Below are 19,142 nucleotides of genomic sequence, written 5' to 3'. Positions count from 1 at the left end.
GATCGGTGAGTTTTCCCGATCCTAGCAGGCAGCCAGCACTCAGTGCAGGGTGGTGCTGCCCGGGTCGAGGCGGTCGATCACGCCCTGCATGGCGCTGTCGAAGGCGCCATCGTCAACGTGGGCACGCAGGCGGCCGAGCCGCACCATCACCGCCAGCTCTTCTGGCGAGGCCACGCAGAAGCGCACGCCGCGACGGTTGACGAACAGCAGGCGCGAGGAAATCGGGCTGACCCAGGACAGCTTGCCCGCCTGGACCTTGCCGTCCTTGTCGACGAAGTCCAACCAGTTGCCGATTTCCATGCGTCGGAAGCGGTCGGCATCGGCGTTGTCGAAATCGTCGGCATCGATCTGCCCGCTGAGTTCCACCGCTGGCGATTCGGCCACCGGCGGTGCCGGCAGCGCGACCTGCGGCAGCTCGGGCAGCGCGCGCTGCAGTTCCGGCCGCGACTCGGCGATGCCCTGCAACGTGTCGTGCAGGGCGTCGATCGCACCGGTAGCCGCATCGCCGTGCACACCGACGCTGGCAAACACCTTGGCCAGCACCGGCTGCCAGGCCTGCAGCCATGGCTTGCCGACAATCTGCCGCCGTGCCTCGGCCACTTCCTCCAGCAGGCCGTCGCCGAGGCTCAGTGCCTCGGCCACCGACGCGCCTTCTTCGCCCTCGCGCAGCAGCGCCAGGGTCAGGTGGTGCTGCCAGGGCTGGCGCAGGAACTCGGCAATGGCCGGCGGAAGGGTGGCATCACCGATGCGACGATCCAGTTCCGCACCGGCCCGGGTGCGGGCCATTTCCAGCTTTTCCTGGCCGCGCTGCGTTTCTGCGGCGCGACGCTCGGCGATTTCCACGCGGCGGCGATGCTGCACCAGGAACTCGCGGAATTCTTCTTCCAGGGTCAGGAAGATCGCCAGGTTCTCGTTGAACTCGGCCACCAGGCGCTCGATGATCTCCTCGACCTTGGCCATCAGCATGCGCTCGGCCTGGCTCTCGCCGGTGTTGCCCTCGCAGGCCTCGGCCAGCGAATTGAGCAGCTTGCGCGCCGGATGGGTCTTCTGCACGAACATGCGGCGGTCGAGCATGGCGACCTTGACGAAAGGCACGACCAGGCGGCCGATCAGTTCGCGCGAGCGGCCTTCCAGTTCACGCTCGTCCAGCATCACGTCGAACAGCATGCCGACCAGGTCGATGGCATCCTCATCCTGCGGGTCCAGCCGGGTCTGGCCCGGATCGACGCCGAGCTGGGTGGCGCTGGACAGCACTTCGCTCTTCAGCCGCTGCGCCAGCGATTCGCCGTCCTCGCCGATGGCTGCACGCAGCGTCGCGCTCGGCGTGGCCTGCAGCAGCGACAGCACCGACATCATTTCGCGCTGGCTGAGCGGGCGCTGCTGGCCGACCGCCACCTGTGCCGCAGACGTGGCGTCCTCACGCACATGGCGGGTCTGCTGCAGCAGTTCGTGCAACGCTTCCAGCAGCATGCCCTGCTGGCCGGCGTAGGCCTCGCCGGCGGCGCCATCATCGCCGCCCAGGTGCTGCTGCATATGCCCGCGGCGCTCGGACCAGCGGGCGGCAAAGCGCTGCGCCCAAGCCGGTGCGGCCTGCTCGTCATCGCTGAACCCCGGATCGACGCCCGCGCCGTGGCGATGCTCGACCAGGTCATCCAGCATCCCGGTCATGCGCGGATCCGGTGCCGGCGGTTGTGGGCGCTGCGGAGCCCCCATCTGCGACATCACGCCGGCTGCGGCCAGCTGCTCGTCCAGCTTCTCGTAGATGCGGCCGACCGGTGCACGCAGGTCGCGCTCGCACAGCTTGATCAGCACCAGATGCACTTCCGGGGCCAGTTCGCAACCGGCAAAGGCCTCGTGGATGGCCACGCCCAGATGTTCGGGGCTGATGGGATTGTGGTCGGCGTCCAGTTCCACGCCGCCGATCAACCGGCCCAGGCGGCGGTCCAGCCGCGCCAGCACCGGCTTGAAGTCACGCAGCAATACAGTGGCGAAATTGCGCACCGCCAACCGCGATTCCAGTACGTGTTCGGCCAGCAGGCTCAGGCCATCCTCGGCCGGCCCCGACAGGGTCGCCTCGGCCGACAGCGGCTCACCGGCCGCCAATGCGGCCCACGCCTGCTGCAGGTGGCCGGCGAAGGCGGCAGCGATCTCCTCACGGCGGCGGCGCAGTTCGCGCATCGCGTCCAGGAACAGCAACTGCGACGAGCCGGCATTGCCGGCGCGGTCGAACAGGGCATCGTCGAATCGCGCCAGTGCGGCCCCGAAGGCCTGGCACAGCGCGGGCAGGACCATGTCCCGGGCAAGCTGGAGCTGGGCCGGGTCACGGCCCGGCGATCCCATCGGTGTGGGCACGCTCATCATTCGGGAAGGCTCCCCACCTTCTCTGGTACGACAGACAGCATGGACATCGCGACGACCGGCACACCCCATGTACCGGAACGTCGATGGTAGGCCGGCCAGCCCGTCACGGACAGTGAAACAGTCCTCACTTCAAACCTCATGACCGGCGGCCCGGCAAGAGGGGTATCGTAAGCCGTGCAAGGCCCACGAGGCGAGGGGAAGCGGCTGTCCGTTTCCCGCCAGTGGCATGATGTTCATCACAGTTTGGTATTCAGGGGCCGGACGCGACACAGACGGCGTCATTGACCACCCCGACTATAATCAAACACCCGTGATGACCGGTTCAGACTCCATGCCCGACCCCGCTGCCCTGCTCGCTCTGGATGCCCGCCGCTCAGTGCCTTCGCGGCAACTGGGCGAGCCCGGCCCGGACCCGGCCACCCTGCAGCGGATGCTGGCGTCGGCCGTGCGCGTGCCCGACCACGGCAAGCGCGTCCCGTTCCGCTTCCTGAAGATCGCCGGCGATGCACGTCACACTCTGGGCGACTTCCTGGCCAAGCGCAGCCGCCAGCGCGACCCGCATGCCGGCGAGGCCGTGTTCGAGAAGGACCGCCAGCGTTTCAGCCACGCCCCGCTGGTGATCGTGGTGGTCGCCAGCCCACGCCCGGACCCGAAGGTGCCGGAACAGGAACAGCTGATGACCGCCGGCTGCGTCTGCTTCGCCCTGCTGCAGGCCGCGCAGGCGCTTGGCTTCGGCGCACAGTGGCTGACGGCCTGGATGGCCTTCGATCCGGTCGTGCAGGCCCACCTGGGCTTGGTCGAGGGTGAACGCATCGCCGGCTTCATCCACATCGGCACCGCCAAGGCCGACGTGCCCGAGCGCGAGCGCCCCGACCCAGCGACCCTGCTGCAGGACTGGACGCCGCCGGCATGACCCTGCCGGCACCGCCGCCGTCGCTGTACCTGGTCGATGCCAGCATCTACGTGTTCCGCGCCTGGCACTCGCTGCCGGACCAGTTCCAGGACGCGCAGGGCTGGCCGACCAATGCTGTGCACGGCTTCGCCCGCTTCCTGCTGGACCTGCTGGAGCGCGAGCGCCCGCGGCACATCGCCATTGCCTTCGACGAAGCGCTCGACAGCGGCTTCCGCCACCGCCTGTATCCGGCCTACAAGGCCAACCGTGATCCGGCACCGGAAGCGCTCAAGCGCCAGTTCGTGCACTGCAAGGCGCTGTGCGCGGCGTTGGGCCTTGCCGTCCTCGCCCACCACGACTACGAAGCCGACGACCTGATCGGCAGCGCACTGCACGTGCACCGCGGCAGCCATCGCGGGGTGATCATCTCCGCCGACAAGGACCTGTCGCAGCTGCTGCTGGATCACGACGAACAGTGGGACTACGCCCGCAACCAGCGCTGGGACGTGGCCGGCGTGAAGGCACGGCACGGCGTGCACGCGCACCAGATTGCCGATTACCTGGCGCTGTGCGGCGATGCGGTGGACAACATTCCCGGTGTCAGTGGTGTCGGCAGCAAGTCCGCCGCCGTGCTGCTGGCCCATTTCGGCAGCTTGGATGCGCTGTACGAACGCCTGGACGAAGTGCCGTTCCTGCGCCTGCGCGGTGCCGCCCAGATGGCGGTGCGCCTGCGCGAGCAGCGCGAGCACGCCCTGCTCTGGCGCCAGCTGACCACCATCGCGCTGGACGCGCCGCTGGAAGGCAGCCAACCCGGCCTGCTGCGCCAGACCGCCGACCCCGAGCTGCTCGGCGGCCTGTGCCAGACCCTGCGCTTCGGCCCGATGACCCGCCGCCGACTGTTCGATGCCGCCGGCGTACCCGATATTCTTCCCACCCACAGCGAGCCCGCATGAGCCAGCGCAACACCGAAGCCCCGCGTGTCGTCTATGAAGGCAAGTACCAGCGCATGCTGGTACGCGGCACCTGGGAATACAGCGAACGTACCCATGCCGGTGGCCTGGCCGCGATCATCATCGCGGTGACCCCGGAGGACAAGGTGCTGTTCGTCGAACAGTTCCGCGTGCCGCTGCAGGCCCCCACCATCGAGATGCCGGCCGGCCTGGTCGGCGACATCCACGCCGGCGAATCGATCGAAGTCTCGGCCGTGCGCGAGCTGGAAGAAGAAACCGGCTGGACCGCCGATCACGCCGAAGTGCTGATGATCGGCCCGACGTCCTCCGGCGCCAGCAGCGAGAAGATCGCCTTCGTACGCGCCACCGGCCTGCGCCGGATCGGCGAAGGTGGCGGCGATGACAGCGAAGACATCACCGTGCACGAGATTCCGCGCGCGCAGGCGGCGGCCTGGCTGGTGCAGAAGATGGGCGAAGGCTATGAGCTGGATGCCAAGCTGTGGGCGGGCCTGTGGATGATCGAGCACCACCTGGACGGGCGCCCGCGTGGCTGACGCCGATCTGCACGTACTGCCGGCGCTGCTGGGCGCCGACGACCCGGCGATCTATACCCTCCACCGGCCGCAGGGCGCCTCGCCGTACCTGCTGCTGGCCGATCACGCCGGCCAGCAGGTGCCACGCGCGCTGACCGGGCTCGGCCTGGCCCAGGCCGAGCTGGACCGCCATATCGGCTGGGACATCGGCATCGCCGGCACCACCCGCGCACTGGCCGAACGGCTGGATGCATGGGCGATCGAACAGACCTATTCGCGGCTGCTGATCGACTGCAACCGCCCGCTGGCCTCGCCGACGCTGATTCCGGAAGTGAGCGACCACACCGTGGTCCCGGGCAATGCCAGGCTGTCGGCTGCACAGCGGCAGCAGCGCATCGATGCGATCCACGCGCCCTACCACGCGCGCATCGACGCGGAACTGGATGCACGGCGCGATGCCGGCCGCCCCACCCTGCTGGTGATGATGCACAGCTTCACGCCAGTGATGAACGGCACGCAGCGGCCGTGGCACGCCGGCGTGCTGTACCACCAGGACACGCGCTTTGCGCATGCACTGCTGCAGGCACTGCGCGATGAAGGCGACCTGGTGGTGGGTGACAACGAACCGTATTCGGTCAGCAGCACCAGCGACTACGCGGTACCGGTGCATGGCGAAGGGCGCGGCCTGGTGCACGTGGAACTGGAGATCCGCCAGGACCTGATCGCCGATGCCGCCGGGCAGCAGGCGTGGGCGGAGCGGCTGGCGCGGATCTTCAGCGCGCTGCAACCGGAGCTGCTGGCGCTGGGTTGAACGCGCGTGGTTCCATCCCGTATCGGTAGTGCCGGCCGCTGGCCGGCAACCTCAATGATCCAACCACCCCGGGGTTGCCGGCCAGCGGCCGGCACCACCGCAGGCGTGGCACTTCCACCCACGGCAGCGCCTTCAATCATGCCTCGTTGACCGGGCAGACGGCAGCAGCCGATTCGACCGGCGCCGGGCGCAGGCCCAGCGCGATCACCACGCCGAGCGCGGCGAACAGCGCGGCGCCGTACTGCGCATTGACCATGCCCTGCAGCGCATCAGGGCTGGTTGCCTCCTGCGTGCCGCGCGCGGCGTTGGCCACCATCACCAGTACCGCCAGTCCCAACGCGCCGCCGATCTGCTGTGCGGTGGCGGCCATGCCGGACGCCACACCCTGCTGCGGCCCCGGCACGCCCTGCCCGGCCACGATCCACATCGCCGTCCAGCTCATGCCCTGGCCCACGCTGAGCACCACGATGCCCGGCAGCAGCGGCCAGTAACCGGCGCCATGCGGCATCGCCAGCGCCACCGCAGTGATGCCGATGGCACCGGCCGCGAAGCCCCAGGCCAGCACCTGCCGTGGCGAACGGCGCCGCAGCATGCGTTCGGCAATGCGGATGCCGAAGGTGCACACCACGGTCGGCAGCAGGAAGGCCATGCCGGCCTGCAGCGGGCTCCAGCCGTAACCATCCTGGAAGTAGAGCGCCAGGAAGTAGTACTGCACGCCATAGCTGCTCATGAAGGCGAAGGTCAGGCCGAGTGCCGCGCGCAGGCCGGGCAGGCGCAGCAGCGCAAACTGCATCAGCGGGTCACGGCTGCGCTTTTCGATCTGTACGAACACCGTCAACAGCACGGCTGAAAGCAGCAGGCAGATGAGCGTGGCGCGGGCCGTCCAGCCCCACTCCGGCCCTTGCACCAGGGTGGTGACCAGCAGGCTGCCGCCGGCGGTGACGGTGAGGCAACCGGCCAGATCGAAGGAACGGCCCTGCACACGCGGGCCATCGGCCGGCAACCACGCGCCGGCCGCGACTGCACAGGCGGTGGCCAGCGGAACGATCACCGCCAGCACCGCCGGCCAGCCGAACGCCTGGGTCAGCACGCCACCGAGCAGCGTGCCCAGCGCCAGGCCGACCGCACTGGCCATGCTCCAGATCGCCAGTGCGCGGTTGCGCACCGGGCCTTCCGCATACAACGTGTTGATCAGCGCCAGCGTGGCCGGGAACAGCAACGCGGCACCGATGCCCTGCGCCGCGCGCGCGATGATCAACAGGGTGGCATTCGGCGCCAGCGCGCCGAACAGCGACGCCAGCGCGAACAGCAGCATGCCCAGCCGGTAGAAGCGGCGGCGGCCGATCAGGTCGGCGGCGCGCCCGCCCAGCAGCAGGCTGCCGCCGAACGCCACGGTGTAGGCACTGACTACCCATTGCAGCTGCTGCGCGTTGATCTGCAGCGCGCGGCCCATGTCGTGCAGGGCGACGAAGATGATGGTGGCATCCAGGGCGATGATCAGCTGGGCAGTGGCCAGCAGGGTCAGCGCCCAGCGCGGGTACTTGAGGGGAGGCATCGGCGGTCTGGCGCGGTGGGGGAGCGCAGTCTCATTGATGCGACCGAATCAATAAACCCCCTGCCAGCCATATCTGTCATGATTTTCATCATGAATGGAACTTCGATGGACCTCAATGCAGTGCGCATGCTGGTGCAGGTGGCCGAAGCCCGCAGTTTCACCGTCGCCGCCGGGCAGCTGGGCCTGAGCCAGTCCGGCCTGTCGCGCGCGATCGGCCGGCTGGAGGCCACGCTGGGGGTGAAGCTGCTGCAGCGGAACACCCGCAACGTGGCGCTGACCCCGGATGGCCGCCAGTTCGTCGATCAGGTGGCACCGCTGCTGTGTGGCCTGGAGGATGCCGAACGCCAGTTGGCCGACCGTCCCTGCACGCCCGCGGGCACCCTGAAGATCAGCGCGCCCTCGATGTTCGGGCGCAAGGTGCTGGTACCGCTGCTGGCGCCGTTGCTGCAACAGCACCCGCAACTGCAGGTGGAGGCCGTGCTCAGTGACCGTCTGGTCGATCTGGTCGAGGAAGGTTTCGATGCCGCCCTGCGCACCGGCGTCATCGCCGACCAGCGCATCGTCGCGCGCCCGCTGCGTCCGCTGCGCTGGGTGACGGTGGCCAGCCCCGCGTATCTGGCCCGCTGTGGCGCACCGGACGATGTGGCCGCGCTGCGGGACCACGCGTGCCTGGCGGTGCGCAACCTGCGCAGTGGCCGGCTGGTGGACTGGCAGTTCCTGCAGGAGGGCCAACTGCGCGAGTTCACCCCACCGACGCGGATGGTGTTCGACAGTGGCGATCCGCTGGTGGAAGCGGCCATCGCCGGCATCGGCATCGTGCAGGTGATGGATTTCGCGGTGGCCGACGCGCTGGCTGACGGCCGCCTGCAACGCGTGCTGCAGCCGCTTGAAGGCCGCAGCCGCGCGCTGTCGCTGATCTACCCACCGTCGCGCCAGCACTCGCCAAAGCTGCAGGTGCTGGCCGACGCGTTGCTGGCCGGGGATTGGTAAATCCACGCCATGCGTGGATGAAGGTTTCGGCGGGGTCAGAACCCTTGGGTACCGGTAGCGCCGGCCGCTGGCCGGCGAGCCACATCGGGCGGCGGCGAAACGGACCGGCAAGGCATTGCCGGCCAGCGGCCGGCACTACCGATCAGGCGAAGCCATCGGTGGCGCGCACCAGCGCGTCCACGTTCTCGGCTTCGAACGCCGAATGGCCCGAGGCCTTGGCTATCCGGTAGCGCCGGCCGCTGGCCGGCGAGCCACATCGGGCGGCGGCGAAACGGACCGGTAAGGCATTGCCGGCCAGCGGCCGGCACTACCGATCAGGCGAAGCCATCGGTGGCGCGCACCAGCGCGTCCACGTTCTCGGCCTCGAACGCCGAATGGCCCGAGGCCGGGGTGATTTCCAGCTTCGCCTTCGGCCACACCTTGGTCAGGTCCCAGGCGTTGGCCAGCGGGCAGACCACGTCGTAGCGGCCGTGCACGATCACGCCCGGGATGTCGGCGATGCGGTGCGCGTCGCGCAGCAGCTGGTCTTCCACCTCGAAGAAGCCACCGTTGACGAAGTAGTGGTTCTCGATGCGGGCGAAGGCCAGGGCGAAGTGCGGGTCTTCGTGGCTGTTGATGAAGTCATCATCGACGTGCAGGAAACTGGTCGCGCCTTCCCACACCGCCCAGGCCTTGGCGGCTTCCAGGCGGGTGGTTTCGTCGTCACTGGTCAGGCGGCGGTGGAAGGCCGAGATCAGGTCATGACGCTCCACCGACGGGATCGGCTTCAGGTAATGCTCCCACGCATCCGGGAACAGGCGGTTGGCGCCTTCCTGGTAGAACCATTCCAGCTCCCAGCGGCGCAGCATGAAGATGCCGCGCAGGACCAGTTCGGTCACGCGCTGCGGATGGGTCTCGGCATAGGCCAGGGCCAGGGTCGAGCCCCAGCTGCCACCGAACACCTGCCAGCGATCGACCTTCAGGTGCTCGCGCAGCTTCTCGATATCGGCGACCAGGTCCCAGGTGGTGTTGTCCACCAGGTCCGCGTGCGGGGTGGATCGACCCGCACCACGCTGGTCGAACAGGATGATGCGGTACTTGGACGGGTCGTGGAACTGGCGCATCTTGTCGCTGCAACCACCGCCCGGGCCACCGTGCAGCATCACCACCGGCTTGCCGTCCGGGTTGCCGCACTGTTCGAAATACAGCGTGTGGCGGTCGTCGACCTTCAGGGTGCCGACGTCGTAGGGGGTGATGGCGGGGTACAGCGTACGCATGCTTGCAGCTCCAAGGTGATGCCCTGCCGGGGCAGGAGAACCCCCATTCTAGGCCGGTCGCCGGCCCAGGGTGATGCGGTCGCGCTGCTCCAGGTCCTGCACGGTCTGCACCTCGGCAAAACCGGCGGCGTCGAACAGCGCGCGGATCGCCGCGCCCTGGTCCCATCCGTGCTCGATCAGCAACCAGCCACCGGGCAGCAGATGCGCCTGGCCGCCATCGATGATGCGGCGGATGTCATCCAGGCCGTCCACACCGGACGCCAGCGCGGAGGCCGGTTCGAAGCGCAGGTCGCCCTGTTGCAGGTGCGGGTCGTCGCTGGCGATGTACGGCGGATTGCTCGCAATCAGGTCGAAGCGCATGCCCTGCAACGGCGCGTACCAATCGTGCCCGCCCTCGGCGAAGCGGACGTTGCGCAGTTCATGGCGCGCAGCATTGCGCACGGCCACGGCCAGCGCACCCGGGCTGGCATCGGTGGCCAGCACCTGTGCCTGTGGCCGCTCGCTGGCCAGCGCCAAGGCGATCGCGCCGCTGCCGGTGCCCAGGTCAGCCAGCCGCAGCGCACGGTCCTGCGGCAGGCGTTCCAGCGCCAGCTCGACCAGCAGTTCGGTCTCCGGGCGCGGGATCAGCGTGGCCGGATCGACCTCCAGATCCAGCGTCCAGAATCCGCGGCGGCCGGTCAGGTAGGCGACCGGCTCGCCGGCCACGCGGCGGGCCAACAGCGTCTCGAAGGCGGCCTGGTCGGCGGCGGCCAGCGGATCGGTGGCATGCGCGAACAGCCAACTGCGTGGGCGTTCCAGCACATGCAGCAGCAGCAGCTCCGCCTCATGGCGGGCTTCGACGCTGCCGAGGCGGACACTGGCCTCGGCCACGATCTGGCGCAGGGTGGGTTCGGTTTGGAAAGACATTCCGCAATTGTAGAGCCGAGCCCGCGCTCGGCTGCTTCTGGAGCAGCCGAGCGCGGGCTCGGCTCTACAAAATCGGAATCCGTTCAGGTTCCGCCGGACGGGATAAGGAGGGGCTATCGGCCCCAGGCAGCGGTCCGGCGAGATTTTCCTTGTCACACAGTCAGTTGCAGGATGAAAGCGGCCGGGTTCAGTGCCTGCTCAGTGCATTTTGATAGATTCCATCTATCAAATAGATGCAATCAATGCATTGTTCTTATCGCCAGCGAATGGGTAACCTAGCTCCTGTCGATTCACCCACTCCCCTTCACCAAGAGGAAAAATGATGTCCCTCATCAACACCCAGATCCAGCCGTTCGAAGCCAACGCTTACCACAACGGCGAGTTCATCAAGGTTTCCGACGCCAGCCTGAAGGGCCAGTGGTCCGTCCTGATCTTCATGCCGGCCGCCTTCACCTTCAACTGCCCGACCGAGATCGAGGACGCAGCTGACCACTACGCCGAGTTCAAGAAGGCCGGCGCCGAGGTCTACATCGTCACCACCGATACCCACTTCTCGCACAAGGTGTGGCACGAGACCTCGCCGGCCGTCGGCAAGGCCCAGTTCCCGCTGGTCGGCGACCCGACCCACCAGCTGACCAACGCTTTCGGCGTGCACATTCCGGAAGAAGGCCTGGCCCTGCGCGGCACCTTCATCATCAACCCGGAAGGCGTGATCAAGACCCTGGAGATCCACTCCAACGAGATCGCCCGAGACGTGTCCGAGACCCTGCGCAAGCTGAAGGCTGCCCAGTTCACCGCCGCCAACCCGAACCAGGTGTGCCCGGCCAAGTGGAAGGAAGGCGAGAAGACCCTGACCCCGTCGCTGGACCTGGTCGGCAAGATCTAAGGCAGTACCGGCCTGCCGTGGCCCCACGCCGCGGCGCGCCCTTCATCCCCGTGCCGGTCCCCCCGCCGGCGTGGGGGTGAACCCAAGACAGCCAACGCTCGCCCGCCTTGGCCAGCCAGCCCCTTCCACGGTCGCTGTCTTGGGTTCACCCCTACCCCCAGCTGGTCCGCTACCTTGTACAGCGGTGCCACGCCCTCTGTTTGCCTGAAGCCAGGAGAAGACCGATGTTGGACGCCAACCTGCAGTCGCAGCTGAAGACCTATCTGGAGCGCGTGACCCGCCCGATCCAGATCACCGCGCACGCCGACGACGGCGCCAAGTCGCAGGAAATGCTGGAACTGCTGCAGACCCTGGACAGCCTGTCGGACAAGATCTCGCTGCAGGTGCTGCGCGATGGCCAGGGCCGCGTGCCGTCCTTCGACCTGGGCACCCCGGGCCAGGACATCCACCTGACCTTCGCCGGCCTGCCGATGGGCCACGAGTTCACCTCGCTGGTGCTGGCGCTGCTGCAGGTCGGCGGGCACCCGTCCAAGGCCACCGCCGAGCTGATCGAGCAGGTGCAGAACCTGGAAGGCGACTACCGGTTCGAGACCTACTTCTCGCTGTCCTGCCAGAACTGCCCGGACGTGGTGCAGGCGCTGAACCTGGCCGCGGTGCTCAACCCGCGCATCCAGCACGTGGCCATCGATGGCGCCCTGTTCCAGGACGAAGTCGAGAAGCGTGAGATCATGTCGGTGCCGACCGTGTACCTGAACGGTGAAATCTTCGACCAGGGCCGCATGACCCTCGAGCAGATCGTGGCCAAGCTGGACACCAACGCCGGCAAGCGCGATGCCGAGAAGATCGCCGCCAAGGACGCCTTCGACGTGCTGGTGGTGGGCGGTGGCCCGGCCGGCGCTGCAGCGGCGATCTACGCCGCACGCAAGGGCATCCGTACCGGCATCGCCGCCGAGCGTTTCGGTGGCCAGGTGCTGGACACCATGGCGATCGAGAACTTCATTTCGGTGAAGGAGACCGAGGGCCCCAAGCTGGCCACGGCGCTGGAGCAGCACGTGCGCGAGTACGAGGTGGACATCATGAACCTGCAGCGCGCCAGTGCGCTGGTGCCGGCCGGCGAAGACGGCCTGGTGCAGGTGCAGCTGGAAAACGGCGCGGTACTGAAGTCGCGTTCGGTGATCCTGTCCACCGGCGCGCGCTGGCGGCAGATGAACGTGCCGGGCGAAGACCAGTACCGCAACAAGGGCGTGGCGTACTGTCCGCACTGCGATGGCCCGCTGTTCAAGGGCAAGCGCGTGGCGGTGATCGGCGGCGGCAACTCCGGCGTGGAAGCGGCCATCGACCTGGCCGGCATCGTGTCGCATGTAACCCTGCTGGAGTTCGATTCCAGCCTGCGCGCCGATGAAGTGCTGCAGAAGAAGCTGCGCAGCCTGGGCAACGTGACCGTGCTGACCAGCGCGCAGACCACCGAAGTGCTGGGCGACGGCAGCCGCGTCACCGGCCTGGTCTACAAGGACCGCGTCGGCGGCGATGCCCACCGCGTCGAGCTGGAAGGCATCTTCGTGCAGATCGGCCTGCTGCCCAACACCGAGTGGCTGAAGGATGTGGTGGCGCTGTCGCCGCGCGGCGAGATCGTCATCGACGACCGCGGCCAGACCAACCTGCCGGGCGTGTTCGCCGCTGGCGATTGCACGACGGTGCCCTACAAGCAGATCATCATCGCCATGGGCGCCGGCTCGACCGCCGCACTGAGTGCGTTCGACCACCTGATCCGCTCGTCGGTGAGCAACAGCAGCGGTGCCGTTGCTGAAGCAGCCTGATCCACCGTTCCCAGATCACCGGGAACATTGTCTGCCTGTCGGGTAACCACGCCGTCAGCCGGTCCGTTACCCCTGGGGTGTAAGGATGAACCTACGTGATCTGAAGTACCTGGTAGCCCTGGCCGACCACAAGCATTTCGGCCGGGCTGCCGCCTCCTGCTTCGTCAGCCAGCCCACGCTGTCGACGCAGATCCGCAAGCTGGAAGAAGAGCTGGGCCTGCCGCTGGTGGAACGCGCACCGCGCAAGGTGATGCTGACCCCGGCCGGCCAGGAAGCGGCGGCGCGGGCGCGGGTGATCGTGTCTGAGGTGGAACAGCTGAAGGAGGCGGCGCGACGCAGCCGCGATCCGGAAGCCGGCACGGTGCGCCTGGGCATCTTCCCGACCCTCGGCCCGTACCTGCTGCCGCATGTGATCCCGCGCATCCGCGAGCGCTTCCCGGAGCTGGAACTGCTGCTGGTCGAGGAAAAGAGCGACGTGCTGCTGGACCGCCTGCGCGAAGGCAAGCTCGACGCCGCACTGCTGGCCCTGCCGGTGATCGACGACCAGCTGCATGCCGAATTCCTGTTCGAGGAACCGTTCCTGCTGGCCGTGTCCGGGCGCCACCCGCTGGCCCGCCGCGAACACCTGGACGTGCAGGAACTGGCCACGCAGAAGCTGCTGCTGCTGGAAGACGGGCATTGCCTGCGCGACCAGGCGCTGGAAGTCTGCCGCCTGTTCGGCGCCAACGAGAAGTCCGAATTCCGCGCCACCAGCCTGGAAACGCTGCGGCAGATGGTCGCCGCCGACGTCGGCATCACCCTGCTGCCGAGCCTGTCGGTGCAGCCGCCGGTGCCGCGCTCGAACAACATCCGCCTGCTCGATTTCACCGGCGAAGGCCGTCCCAGCCGCCGCATCGCCATGATCTGGCGCCGCAGCTCGGCCATGAACGACTTCCTGATGGAGCTGGCCGACCAGTTCAAGCGCCTGCCGCAGGCACTGTTCACGCTGGAGGCGCTCGATGCCGGCAGCGATGCACCGGCCCTGCCCGGCCCCGCGCTGAACGGCTGAGCCCCCGCAGCACCGGCCCGGAATCGGCAGGAGTCGATTCCGGCCGCATTTGTCCCCACAATACAGACAGGCGGCGCCAGCAGGTGCCGCCTTTTGCATGGCTTTCAACCAAGGAGCTTCACCATGAACACCGCCAGCGGCCTGCCGCCGTCGATCACCGTTTCTACCTTCGACATGGACCGCCTGGACGCCATGCTCGAATCCCCTGCGCTGAGCCAGACGCCTGCCGCGCTCGCGCTTGCTGAAGAACTCAACCGGGCCACCGTGCTGGCACCGGACCAGATTCCCGAAGGCATCGTCATGATGCATTCGCGCGTGGAGTGCGAAGATGAAGTGTCGGGCGAAAAGCACGTCCTGACCCTGGTCTTCCCCCGCGAAGCCAATGTCGATGAAGGCAAGGTCTCCGTGCTGGCCCCGGTCGGCAGTGCCCTGCTCGGCCTGGCCATCGGCCAGAGCATCGACTGGAACGCGCCCGGCGGCCGCAAGCTGCGCCTGCGCGTGACTGCGGTCCACAACGACCGCCCCTGATTACCGCTGCGCACCGCGCGCGATTCGATCCCCCTGCACCAGGAGCCGTAATGAGTACCCCGTCCAAACTGTCCCAGCTGCGCGAACTGTCCGTGGTCGTTGCCGATACCGGTGACTACGAGGCGATCAAGCGCCTGCAGCCGGTGGACTGCACCACCAACCCGACCCTGGTGAAGAAGGCGCTGGACCTGCCGGTCTACGCCGAACTGATCGAACGCGAACTGGCCTGGGGCCGCCAGCAGGCGGGCGACCGCGAAGCCGTGGTGCACGCCGTGGCCGACCGCCTGACCATCGGCGTCGGCGCGCTGTTGAGCACGCTGGTGCCGGGCCGCGTGTCCACCGAAGTGGACGCCGACCAGGCCCACGACACCGCCGCCACCGTGGCCAAGGCCCGCCAGTTCATCCAGATGTACGCCGATGCCGGGGTGCCGCGCGAGAAGATCCTGATCAAGATCGCCGCGACCTGGGAAGGCGTGGAAGCCGCGCGCATCCTGCAGGCCGAAGGCATCGACTGCAACCTGACCCTGATCTTCAGCCCGACCCAGGCGCTGGCCTGCAGCGAGGCCGGCGCGTTCCTGATCTCCCCGTTCGTCGGCCGCATCCTGGACTGGTACGTGGCCAACGGCCAGACCCCGGCCAGCATCGACGAAGACCCGGGCGTGAAGTTCGTGCGCGGCGTCTATGCCGAATTCAAGCGCCGCGGTTCGAAGACGGTGGTGATGGGCGCCTCGTTCCGTTCGACCGCACAGATCGAAGCGCTGGCCGGCTGCGACCGCCTGACCATTTCGCCGGACCTGCTGGAGAAGCTGGACGCCGACCACGGCGCGCTGCCGCGCAAGCTGGTGGCTGGTGCCGCTGATGGCGCGGCGGTGCCCCCGATCGATGCGGCGACGTTCGCGGCGGATCTGGCTGCTGATCCGATGGCGACCGAGAAGCTGGCGACCGGTATCGATGCGTTTGCCAAGGATCTGGAAGCGCTGCGCGAGCGGATCCGCGCGGCACTGTGAGGATTCCGGCCAACGGCTGAGCCCCTCGTGGCAGGTCGGTCGGTCGGTCGCGAAGAGCAAAAAGCCGCGCTGGGTCGGGCGGGTTGGGTTCGCGGGAGACGCCGCGAATCCATCCCTGGAGGCTTGGCCGCCGCATCCATGCGGCGGACACTCCCGCGAACCCAACCCGCCCGCCCTCTGACAGTTTCCGGTGGCCACCCGCCACGGAAGAAAGAAGATCAAACGCGGGTCGCGCGCTTCGCTTGCTTGGAGCCGAGCATGGCTCGGCTCTACAAGGGCAATGCAGAACCAAACAAAAAGGACGCGGCGAAGACCGCGTCCTTTTTGTTTTCCATCAGTTCGTCAGTAACCCAATGCTCTTTCCCACCGTCACCGGGAAACTGTCGGGGGTGGGGCGGTGTGGGTTGGCAGGACCGTTGGCGCCATGGGCCCGAGGCATGCCTCGGGCGGGTTGGGCAGGACGCCCAACCCCGGTCTTGCCGTGTGCGCAGGACAGCGCACACGAGCAAGGCGCCATCGAGCCCCCAGGGACGGGTTCACGGCGTGTCCTGCCAACCCACACCGCCCCACCCAACAAGCAGCAACCCAGAGCCGCTTTGGCTTTGGCTTTGGCTTTGGCTTTGGCTTTGGCTTTGGCTTTCAGCCGTTGACGTTGCCCGCCGCAGGCGGACCACCGCGCGTCAGCGCGGCGCCTCCACATCCAACCCGATCGGGCAGCTCACGCCGGTGCCGCCGATGCCGCAGTAGCCGTTCGGATTCTTCGCCAGGTACTGCTGGTGATAGTCCTCGGCGTAGTAGTACGCCGGTGCCGGGTACACGATCTCGGTGGTGATCGGGCCGTAGCCGGCCGCATCCAGCTGGGCCTGGTAGGCCTCGCGGCTGGCCAGCGCGGCAGCGTACTGTGCCTCGTCGGTGGCGTGGATCGCCGAACGGTACTGGGTACCGGTGTCGTTGCCCTGCCGCATGCCCTGGGTCGGGTCGTGGCTTTCCCAGAACAGCTGCAGCAGCCGTTCCAGGCTCACCACCGCCGGGTCGAACACCACCTGCACCACTTCGGTGTGCCCGGTCAGGCCCGAGCACACTTCTTCATAGGTCGGGTTCGGGGTGATACCGCCGGCGTAGCCGACCGAGGTGCTGTACACGCCCGGCTCGGTCCAGAACTTCCGCTCGGCGCCCCAGAAACAGCCCAGCGCGAAGCGGATCTGCTGCAGGCCGGCGAAACGGTCCTTCAGCGGATGGCTGTTCACGAAGTGCTGGTTGCTGTGCAGCGGCAGCGGTTGCTCGCGCCCTGGCAGTGCCTCTTCCGGGCGCGGCAGGCGCTGCTTGAAGGCCCCGATGCCGAGGATGCCCTGGCCAATTCCCAACATGATGCGCTCCTACGCCGGCAGTCCGGCCATATCGTCTGCATCGGAAATGGGGTCGGCGGCGGCCTGGCCCAAGTCCAGCGCCGCGATGATGTCCTCCGCCTGCGGCCGCGCCGCGTCGGGGATGCCGACCCGCAACACACCGAACAACGGCAGCTCGCCCATGCCCCCCAGCAGCTGCTCGCCGAACACGAAGGCGGGGATGCCGGCGTTCTCCAGCGCGTGCTTGACCAGATGGGCGTCGAACAGGTTGTCGGCCTTGTACACGATGTGCATGCGGCGGCTCCTCGGGGCAGGGCTCCAGCATACGCCCGGGGGCTGAATGGTGCCGGGGGCGGGATCGGAGAGTTGCCGGCCAGCGGCCGGCACTACCAGAGGGCGGGGCCGGCATCCCCACACCCCACCGGGCAGCCCTGCCCCGTACGCGCTAGACTGTTGGTCTTTCTGCCTTTCTTTTCGCCGACTCATGTCCGAGCACACCCCCGCCAGCCCCGAGACCCCCGCCGACAGCCACGAAAAGCGCGATTTCATCCGCCAGATCGTGCGCGAGGACCTGGCCAGCGGAAAGCACCAGGCGATCAAGACCCGCTTCCCGCCGGAGCCGAACGGCTACCTGCACATCGGTCACGCCAAGTCGATCTGCCTGAACTTCGGCATCGCCGGTGAATTCAGCGGCGTCTGCAACCTGCGCTTCGATGACACCAACCCGGCCAAGGAAGATCCGGAATACGTGGCCGCGATCCAGGACGACGTGCGCTGGCTGGGCTTCGAGTGGAACGAGCTGCGCCACGCCTCGGACTATTTCCAGGCCTATTACCTGGCCGCCGAGAAGCTGATCGAACAGGGCAAGGCCTACGTCTGCGACCTGTCGGCCGAGGAAGTGCGCGCCTACCGCGGCACCCTGACCGAGCCGGGCCGCCCGTCGCCATGGCGCGACCGCAGCGTCGAGGAAAACCTCGACCTGTTCCGCCGCATGCGCGCCGGTGAATTCCCGGATGGTGCGCGCACCCTGCGCGCCAGGATCGACATGGCCAGCGGCAACATCAACCTGCGCGATCCGGCGCTGTACCGCATCAAGCACGTCGAGCACCAGAACACCGGCAATGCGTGGCCGATCTACCCGATGTACGACTTCGCCCACGCGCTGGGTGATTCGATCGAAGGCATCACCCACTCGTTGTGCACGCTGGAATTCGAAGACCACCGCCCGCTGTACGACTGGTGCGTGGACAACGTCGATTTCGCCCATGACGATGCGCTGACCCAGCCGCTGGTCGATGCCGGCCTGCCGCGCGAAGCGGCCAAGCCGCGCCAGATCGAGTTCTCGCGCCTGAACATCAACTACACGGTGATGAGCAAGCGCAAGCTGATGGCGCTGGTCACCGAACAGCTGGTGGACGGCTGGGAAGACCCGCGCATGCCGACCCTGCAGGGCCTGCGTCGCCGTGGTTACACCCCGGCCGCGATGCGCCTGTTCGCCGAGCGCGTGGGCATCAGCAAGCAGAATTCGCTGATCGACTTCAGCGTGCTGGAAGGCGCGCTGCGCGAGGACCTGGACAGTGCCGCACCGCGCCGCATGGCAGTGGTCGATCCGGTCAAGCTGGTGCTGACCAACCTGCCGGAAGGCCACGAAGAGCAGCTGACCTTCAGCAACCACCCGAAGGACGAAAGCTTCGGCAGCCGCGAAGTACCGTTCGCACGCGAAGTGTGGATCGACCGCGAGGACTTCGCCGAAGTGCCGCCGAAGGGCTGGAAGCGCCTGGTCCCGGGGGGCGAAGTGCGCCTGCGCGGCGCCGGCATCATCCGCTGCGACGAAGTGATCAAGGATGCCGACGGCACCATCACCGAGCTGCGCGGCTGGCTGGATCCGGAATCGCGTCCGGGCATGGAAGGCGCCAACCGCAAGGTCAAGGGCACCATCCACTGGGTCAGCGCCGTGCACGGCGTACCGGCCGAGATCCGCCTGTACGACCGCCTGTTCTCGGTGCCGAACCCGGACGACGAATCGGAAGGCAAGACCTACCGCGATTACCTCAACCCGGAATCGCGCCGCACTGTCACCGGCTATGTCGAGCCGGCCGCGGCCAGCGCCGCGCCGGAGCAGTCGTTCCAGTTCGAGCGTACCGGCTACTTCGTGGCCGACCGCCGCGACCATACCGCAGCCACGCCGGTGTTCAACCGCAGCGTGACCCTGCGCGATACCTGGTCGGCCTGAGGACCTGCGCGGGCGCCTGGATG

17 protein-coding genes are annotated in these 19,142 nt (G+C 67.8%); 11 read left to right on the top strand and 6 right to left on the bottom strand.

The features are described from left to right. Positions 1-39: 39 nt before the first annotated feature. Positions 40-2,361: a PacR family protein gene (gene pacR / locus AC5P53_RS17295; protein ID WP_041863077.1), complete on the bottom strand. Its 2,322-nt coding sequence runs from the start codon at positions 2,359-2,361 to the stop codon at positions 40-42. A 331-nt stretch (positions 2,362-2,692) separates the two neighbouring features. Between pacR and AC5P53_RS17290 the strand changes: the two genes are divergently transcribed. From AC5P53_RS17290 to AC5P53_RS17275, 4 genes are read left to right on the top strand one after another with little or no spacing between them, the layout of a single operon-like run. Then, positions 2,693-3,274, top strand: a complete 582-nt coding sequence (locus AC5P53_RS17290) for a nitroreductase family protein (RefSeq protein ID WP_014646012.1) — start codon at positions 2,693-2,695, stop codon at positions 3,272-3,274. Continuing rightward, positions 3,271-4,206: a 5'-3' exonuclease gene (locus AC5P53_RS17285; protein WP_014646011.1), complete on the top strand. Its 936-nt coding sequence runs from the start codon at positions 3,271-3,273 to the stop codon at positions 4,204-4,206. Before AC5P53_RS17290 ends, AC5P53_RS17285 begins: the two co-directional genes overlap by 4 nt. Further along, positions 4,203-4,757, top strand: a complete 555-nt coding sequence (locus tag AC5P53_RS17280; protein WP_024957736.1) for an NUDIX hydrolase — start codon at positions 4,203-4,205, stop codon at positions 4,755-4,757. The genes AC5P53_RS17285 and AC5P53_RS17280 overlap by 4 nt, the downstream gene beginning before the upstream one ends. Continuing rightward, a complete protein-coding gene (locus AC5P53_RS17275; RefSeq protein WP_032956976.1) occupies positions 4,750-5,547 on the top strand; it encodes an N-formylglutamate amidohydrolase in 798 nt (265 codons plus the stop codon). Before AC5P53_RS17280 ends, AC5P53_RS17275 begins: the two co-directional genes overlap by 8 nt. Before the next feature lie 136 nt (positions 5,548-5,683). On the opposite strand, the gene AC5P53_RS17270 is transcribed toward AC5P53_RS17275, so the two are convergent. Continuing rightward, positions 5,684-7,102 (bottom strand): MFS transporter, encoded by a 1,419-nt coding sequence (locus AC5P53_RS17270; protein WP_032956978.1) that lies wholly within the window; start codon positions 7,100-7,102, stop codon positions 5,684-5,686. 105 nt (positions 7,103-7,207) lie between these two features. Between AC5P53_RS17270 and AC5P53_RS17265 the strand changes: the two genes are divergently transcribed. After that, positions 7,208-8,092, top strand: a complete 885-nt coding sequence (locus AC5P53_RS17265) for a LysR family transcriptional regulator (protein ID WP_049408496.1) — start codon at positions 7,208-7,210, stop codon at positions 8,090-8,092. Positions 8,093-8,406: 314 nt separating this feature from the next. Here AC5P53_RS17265 and pip read toward each other — a convergent pair whose 3' ends face one another. After that, the gene (gene pip / locus AC5P53_RS17260) at positions 8,407-9,348 is read right to left on the bottom strand and encodes a prolyl aminopeptidase (protein ID WP_010481800.1); all 942 of its coding nucleotides are present in this window, start codon (positions 9,346-9,348) and stop codon (positions 8,407-8,409) included. Between the two features lie 48 nt (positions 9,349-9,396). Then, positions 9,397-10,254 (bottom strand): peptide chain release factor N(5)-glutamine methyltransferase, encoded by an 858-nt coding sequence (gene prmC / locus AC5P53_RS17255; RefSeq protein WP_241887635.1) that lies wholly within the window; start codon positions 10,252-10,254, stop codon positions 9,397-9,399. Positions 10,255-10,576: 322 nt separating this feature from the next. On the opposite strand from prmC, the gene ahpC reads away from it, so the two are divergent. The 5 genes from ahpC (at position 10,577) to AC5P53_RS17230 (ending at position 15,540) form a co-directional block, all read left to right on the top strand. Beyond that, positions 10,577-11,140 (top strand): alkyl hydroperoxide reductase subunit C, encoded by a 564-nt coding sequence (gene ahpC / locus AC5P53_RS17250; RefSeq protein ID WP_005408159.1) that lies wholly within the window; start codon positions 10,577-10,579, stop codon positions 11,138-11,140. A 224-nt stretch (positions 11,141-11,364) separates the two neighbouring features. Then, positions 11,365-12,957, top strand: a complete 1,593-nt coding sequence (gene ahpF, locus AC5P53_RS17245; RefSeq protein WP_014646004.1) for an alkyl hydroperoxide reductase subunit F — start codon at positions 11,365-11,367, stop codon at positions 12,955-12,957. A gap of 85 nt (positions 12,958-13,042) precedes the next feature. Next, entirely contained in the window at positions 13,043-14,005 is a 963-nt protein-coding gene (locus AC5P53_RS17240; protein ID WP_014646003.1) for a LysR substrate-binding domain-containing protein, read from the top strand. Between the two features lie 123 nt (positions 14,006-14,128). Next, complete coding sequence (gene rnk, locus AC5P53_RS17235) at positions 14,129-14,533, top strand: nucleoside diphosphate kinase regulator (RefSeq protein WP_014036052.1); 405 nt, start codon at positions 14,129-14,131, stop codon at positions 14,531-14,533. A 50-nt stretch (positions 14,534-14,583) separates the two neighbouring features. Then, positions 14,584-15,540 (top strand): transaldolase, encoded by a 957-nt coding sequence (locus AC5P53_RS17230; RefSeq protein WP_495227474.1) that lies wholly within the window; start codon positions 14,584-14,586, stop codon positions 15,538-15,540. Positions 15,541-16,220: 680 nt separating this feature from the next. Here AC5P53_RS17230 and msrA read toward each other — a convergent pair. Both msrA and AC5P53_RS17220 read right to left on the bottom strand, forming a co-directional pair. Further along, entirely contained in the window at positions 16,221-16,886 is a 666-nt protein-coding gene (gene msrA / locus AC5P53_RS17225) for a peptide-methionine (S)-S-oxide reductase MsrA (RefSeq protein WP_032956996.1), read from the bottom strand. 30 nt (positions 16,887-16,916) lie between these two features. Beyond that, positions 16,917-17,180 (bottom strand): putative signal transducing protein, encoded by a 264-nt coding sequence (locus AC5P53_RS17220; protein WP_032956987.1) that lies wholly within the window; start codon positions 17,178-17,180, stop codon positions 16,917-16,919. Between the two features lie 190 nt (positions 17,181-17,370). Between AC5P53_RS17220 and AC5P53_RS17215 the strand changes: the two genes are divergently transcribed. Continuing rightward, complete coding sequence (locus AC5P53_RS17215; protein ID WP_049440148.1) at positions 17,371-19,119, top strand: glutamine--tRNA ligase/YqeY domain fusion protein; 1,749 nt, start codon at positions 17,371-17,373, stop codon at positions 19,117-19,119. Positions 19,120-19,142: the final 23 nt, after the last annotated feature.

It is taken from the genome of Stenotrophomonas sp. YJH_SMC_82, from assembly GCF_059368875.1.
The sequence above is the reverse complement of the archived record's forward strand: the minus strand, read 5'-3'. Positions and strand labels throughout refer to the sequence as shown.

Excerpts from the sequence above, each read along its gene's own strand:
- pacR (WP_041863077.1), bottom strand. The coding sequence starts at position 2,361 with ATGATGAGCGTGCCCACACCGATGGGATCGCCGGGCCGTGACCCGGCC.
- AC5P53_RS17290 (WP_014646012.1), top strand. The coding sequence starts at position 2,693 with ATGCCCGACCCCGCTGCCCTGCTCGCTCTGGATGCCCGCCGCTCAGTG.
- AC5P53_RS17285 (WP_014646011.1), top strand. The coding sequence starts at position 3,271 with ATGACCCTGCCGGCACCGCCGCCGTCGCTGTACCTGGTCGATGCCAGC.
- AC5P53_RS17280 (WP_024957736.1), top strand. The coding sequence starts at position 4,203 with ATGAGCCAGCGCAACACCGAAGCCCCGCGTGTCGTCTATGAAGGCAAG.
- AC5P53_RS17270 (WP_032956978.1), bottom strand. The coding sequence starts at position 7,102 with ATGCCTCCCCTCAAGTACCCGCGCTGGGCGCTGACCCTGCTGGCCACT.
- AC5P53_RS17265 (WP_049408496.1), top strand. The coding sequence starts at position 7,208 with ATGGACCTCAATGCAGTGCGCATGCTGGTGCAGGTGGCCGAAGCCCGC.
- pip (WP_010481800.1), bottom strand. The coding sequence starts at position 9,348 with ATGCGTACGCTGTACCCCGCCATCACCCCCTACGACGTCGGCACCCTG.
- prmC (WP_241887635.1), bottom strand. The coding sequence starts at position 10,254 with ATGTCTTTCCAAACCGAACCCACCCTGCGCCAGATCGTGGCCGAGGCC.
- ahpC (WP_005408159.1), top strand. The coding sequence starts at position 10,577 with ATGTCCCTCATCAACACCCAGATCCAGCCGTTCGAAGCCAACGCTTAC.
- ahpF (WP_014646004.1), top strand. The coding sequence starts at position 11,365 with ATGTTGGACGCCAACCTGCAGTCGCAGCTGAAGACCTATCTGGAGCGC.
- AC5P53_RS17240 (WP_014646003.1), top strand. The coding sequence starts at position 13,043 with ATGAACCTACGTGATCTGAAGTACCTGGTAGCCCTGGCCGACCACAAG.
- rnk (WP_014036052.1), top strand. The coding sequence starts at position 14,129 with ATGAACACCGCCAGCGGCCTGCCGCCGTCGATCACCGTTTCTACCTTC.
- AC5P53_RS17230 (WP_495227474.1), top strand. The coding sequence starts at position 14,584 with ATGAGTACCCCGTCCAAACTGTCCCAGCTGCGCGAACTGTCCGTGGTC.
- AC5P53_RS17220 (WP_032956987.1), bottom strand. The coding sequence starts at position 17,180 with ATGCACATCGTGTACAAGGCCGACAACCTGTTCGACGCCCATCTGGTC.
- AC5P53_RS17215 (WP_049440148.1), top strand. The coding sequence starts at position 17,371 with ATGTCCGAGCACACCCCCGCCAGCCCCGAGACCCCCGCCGACAGCCAC.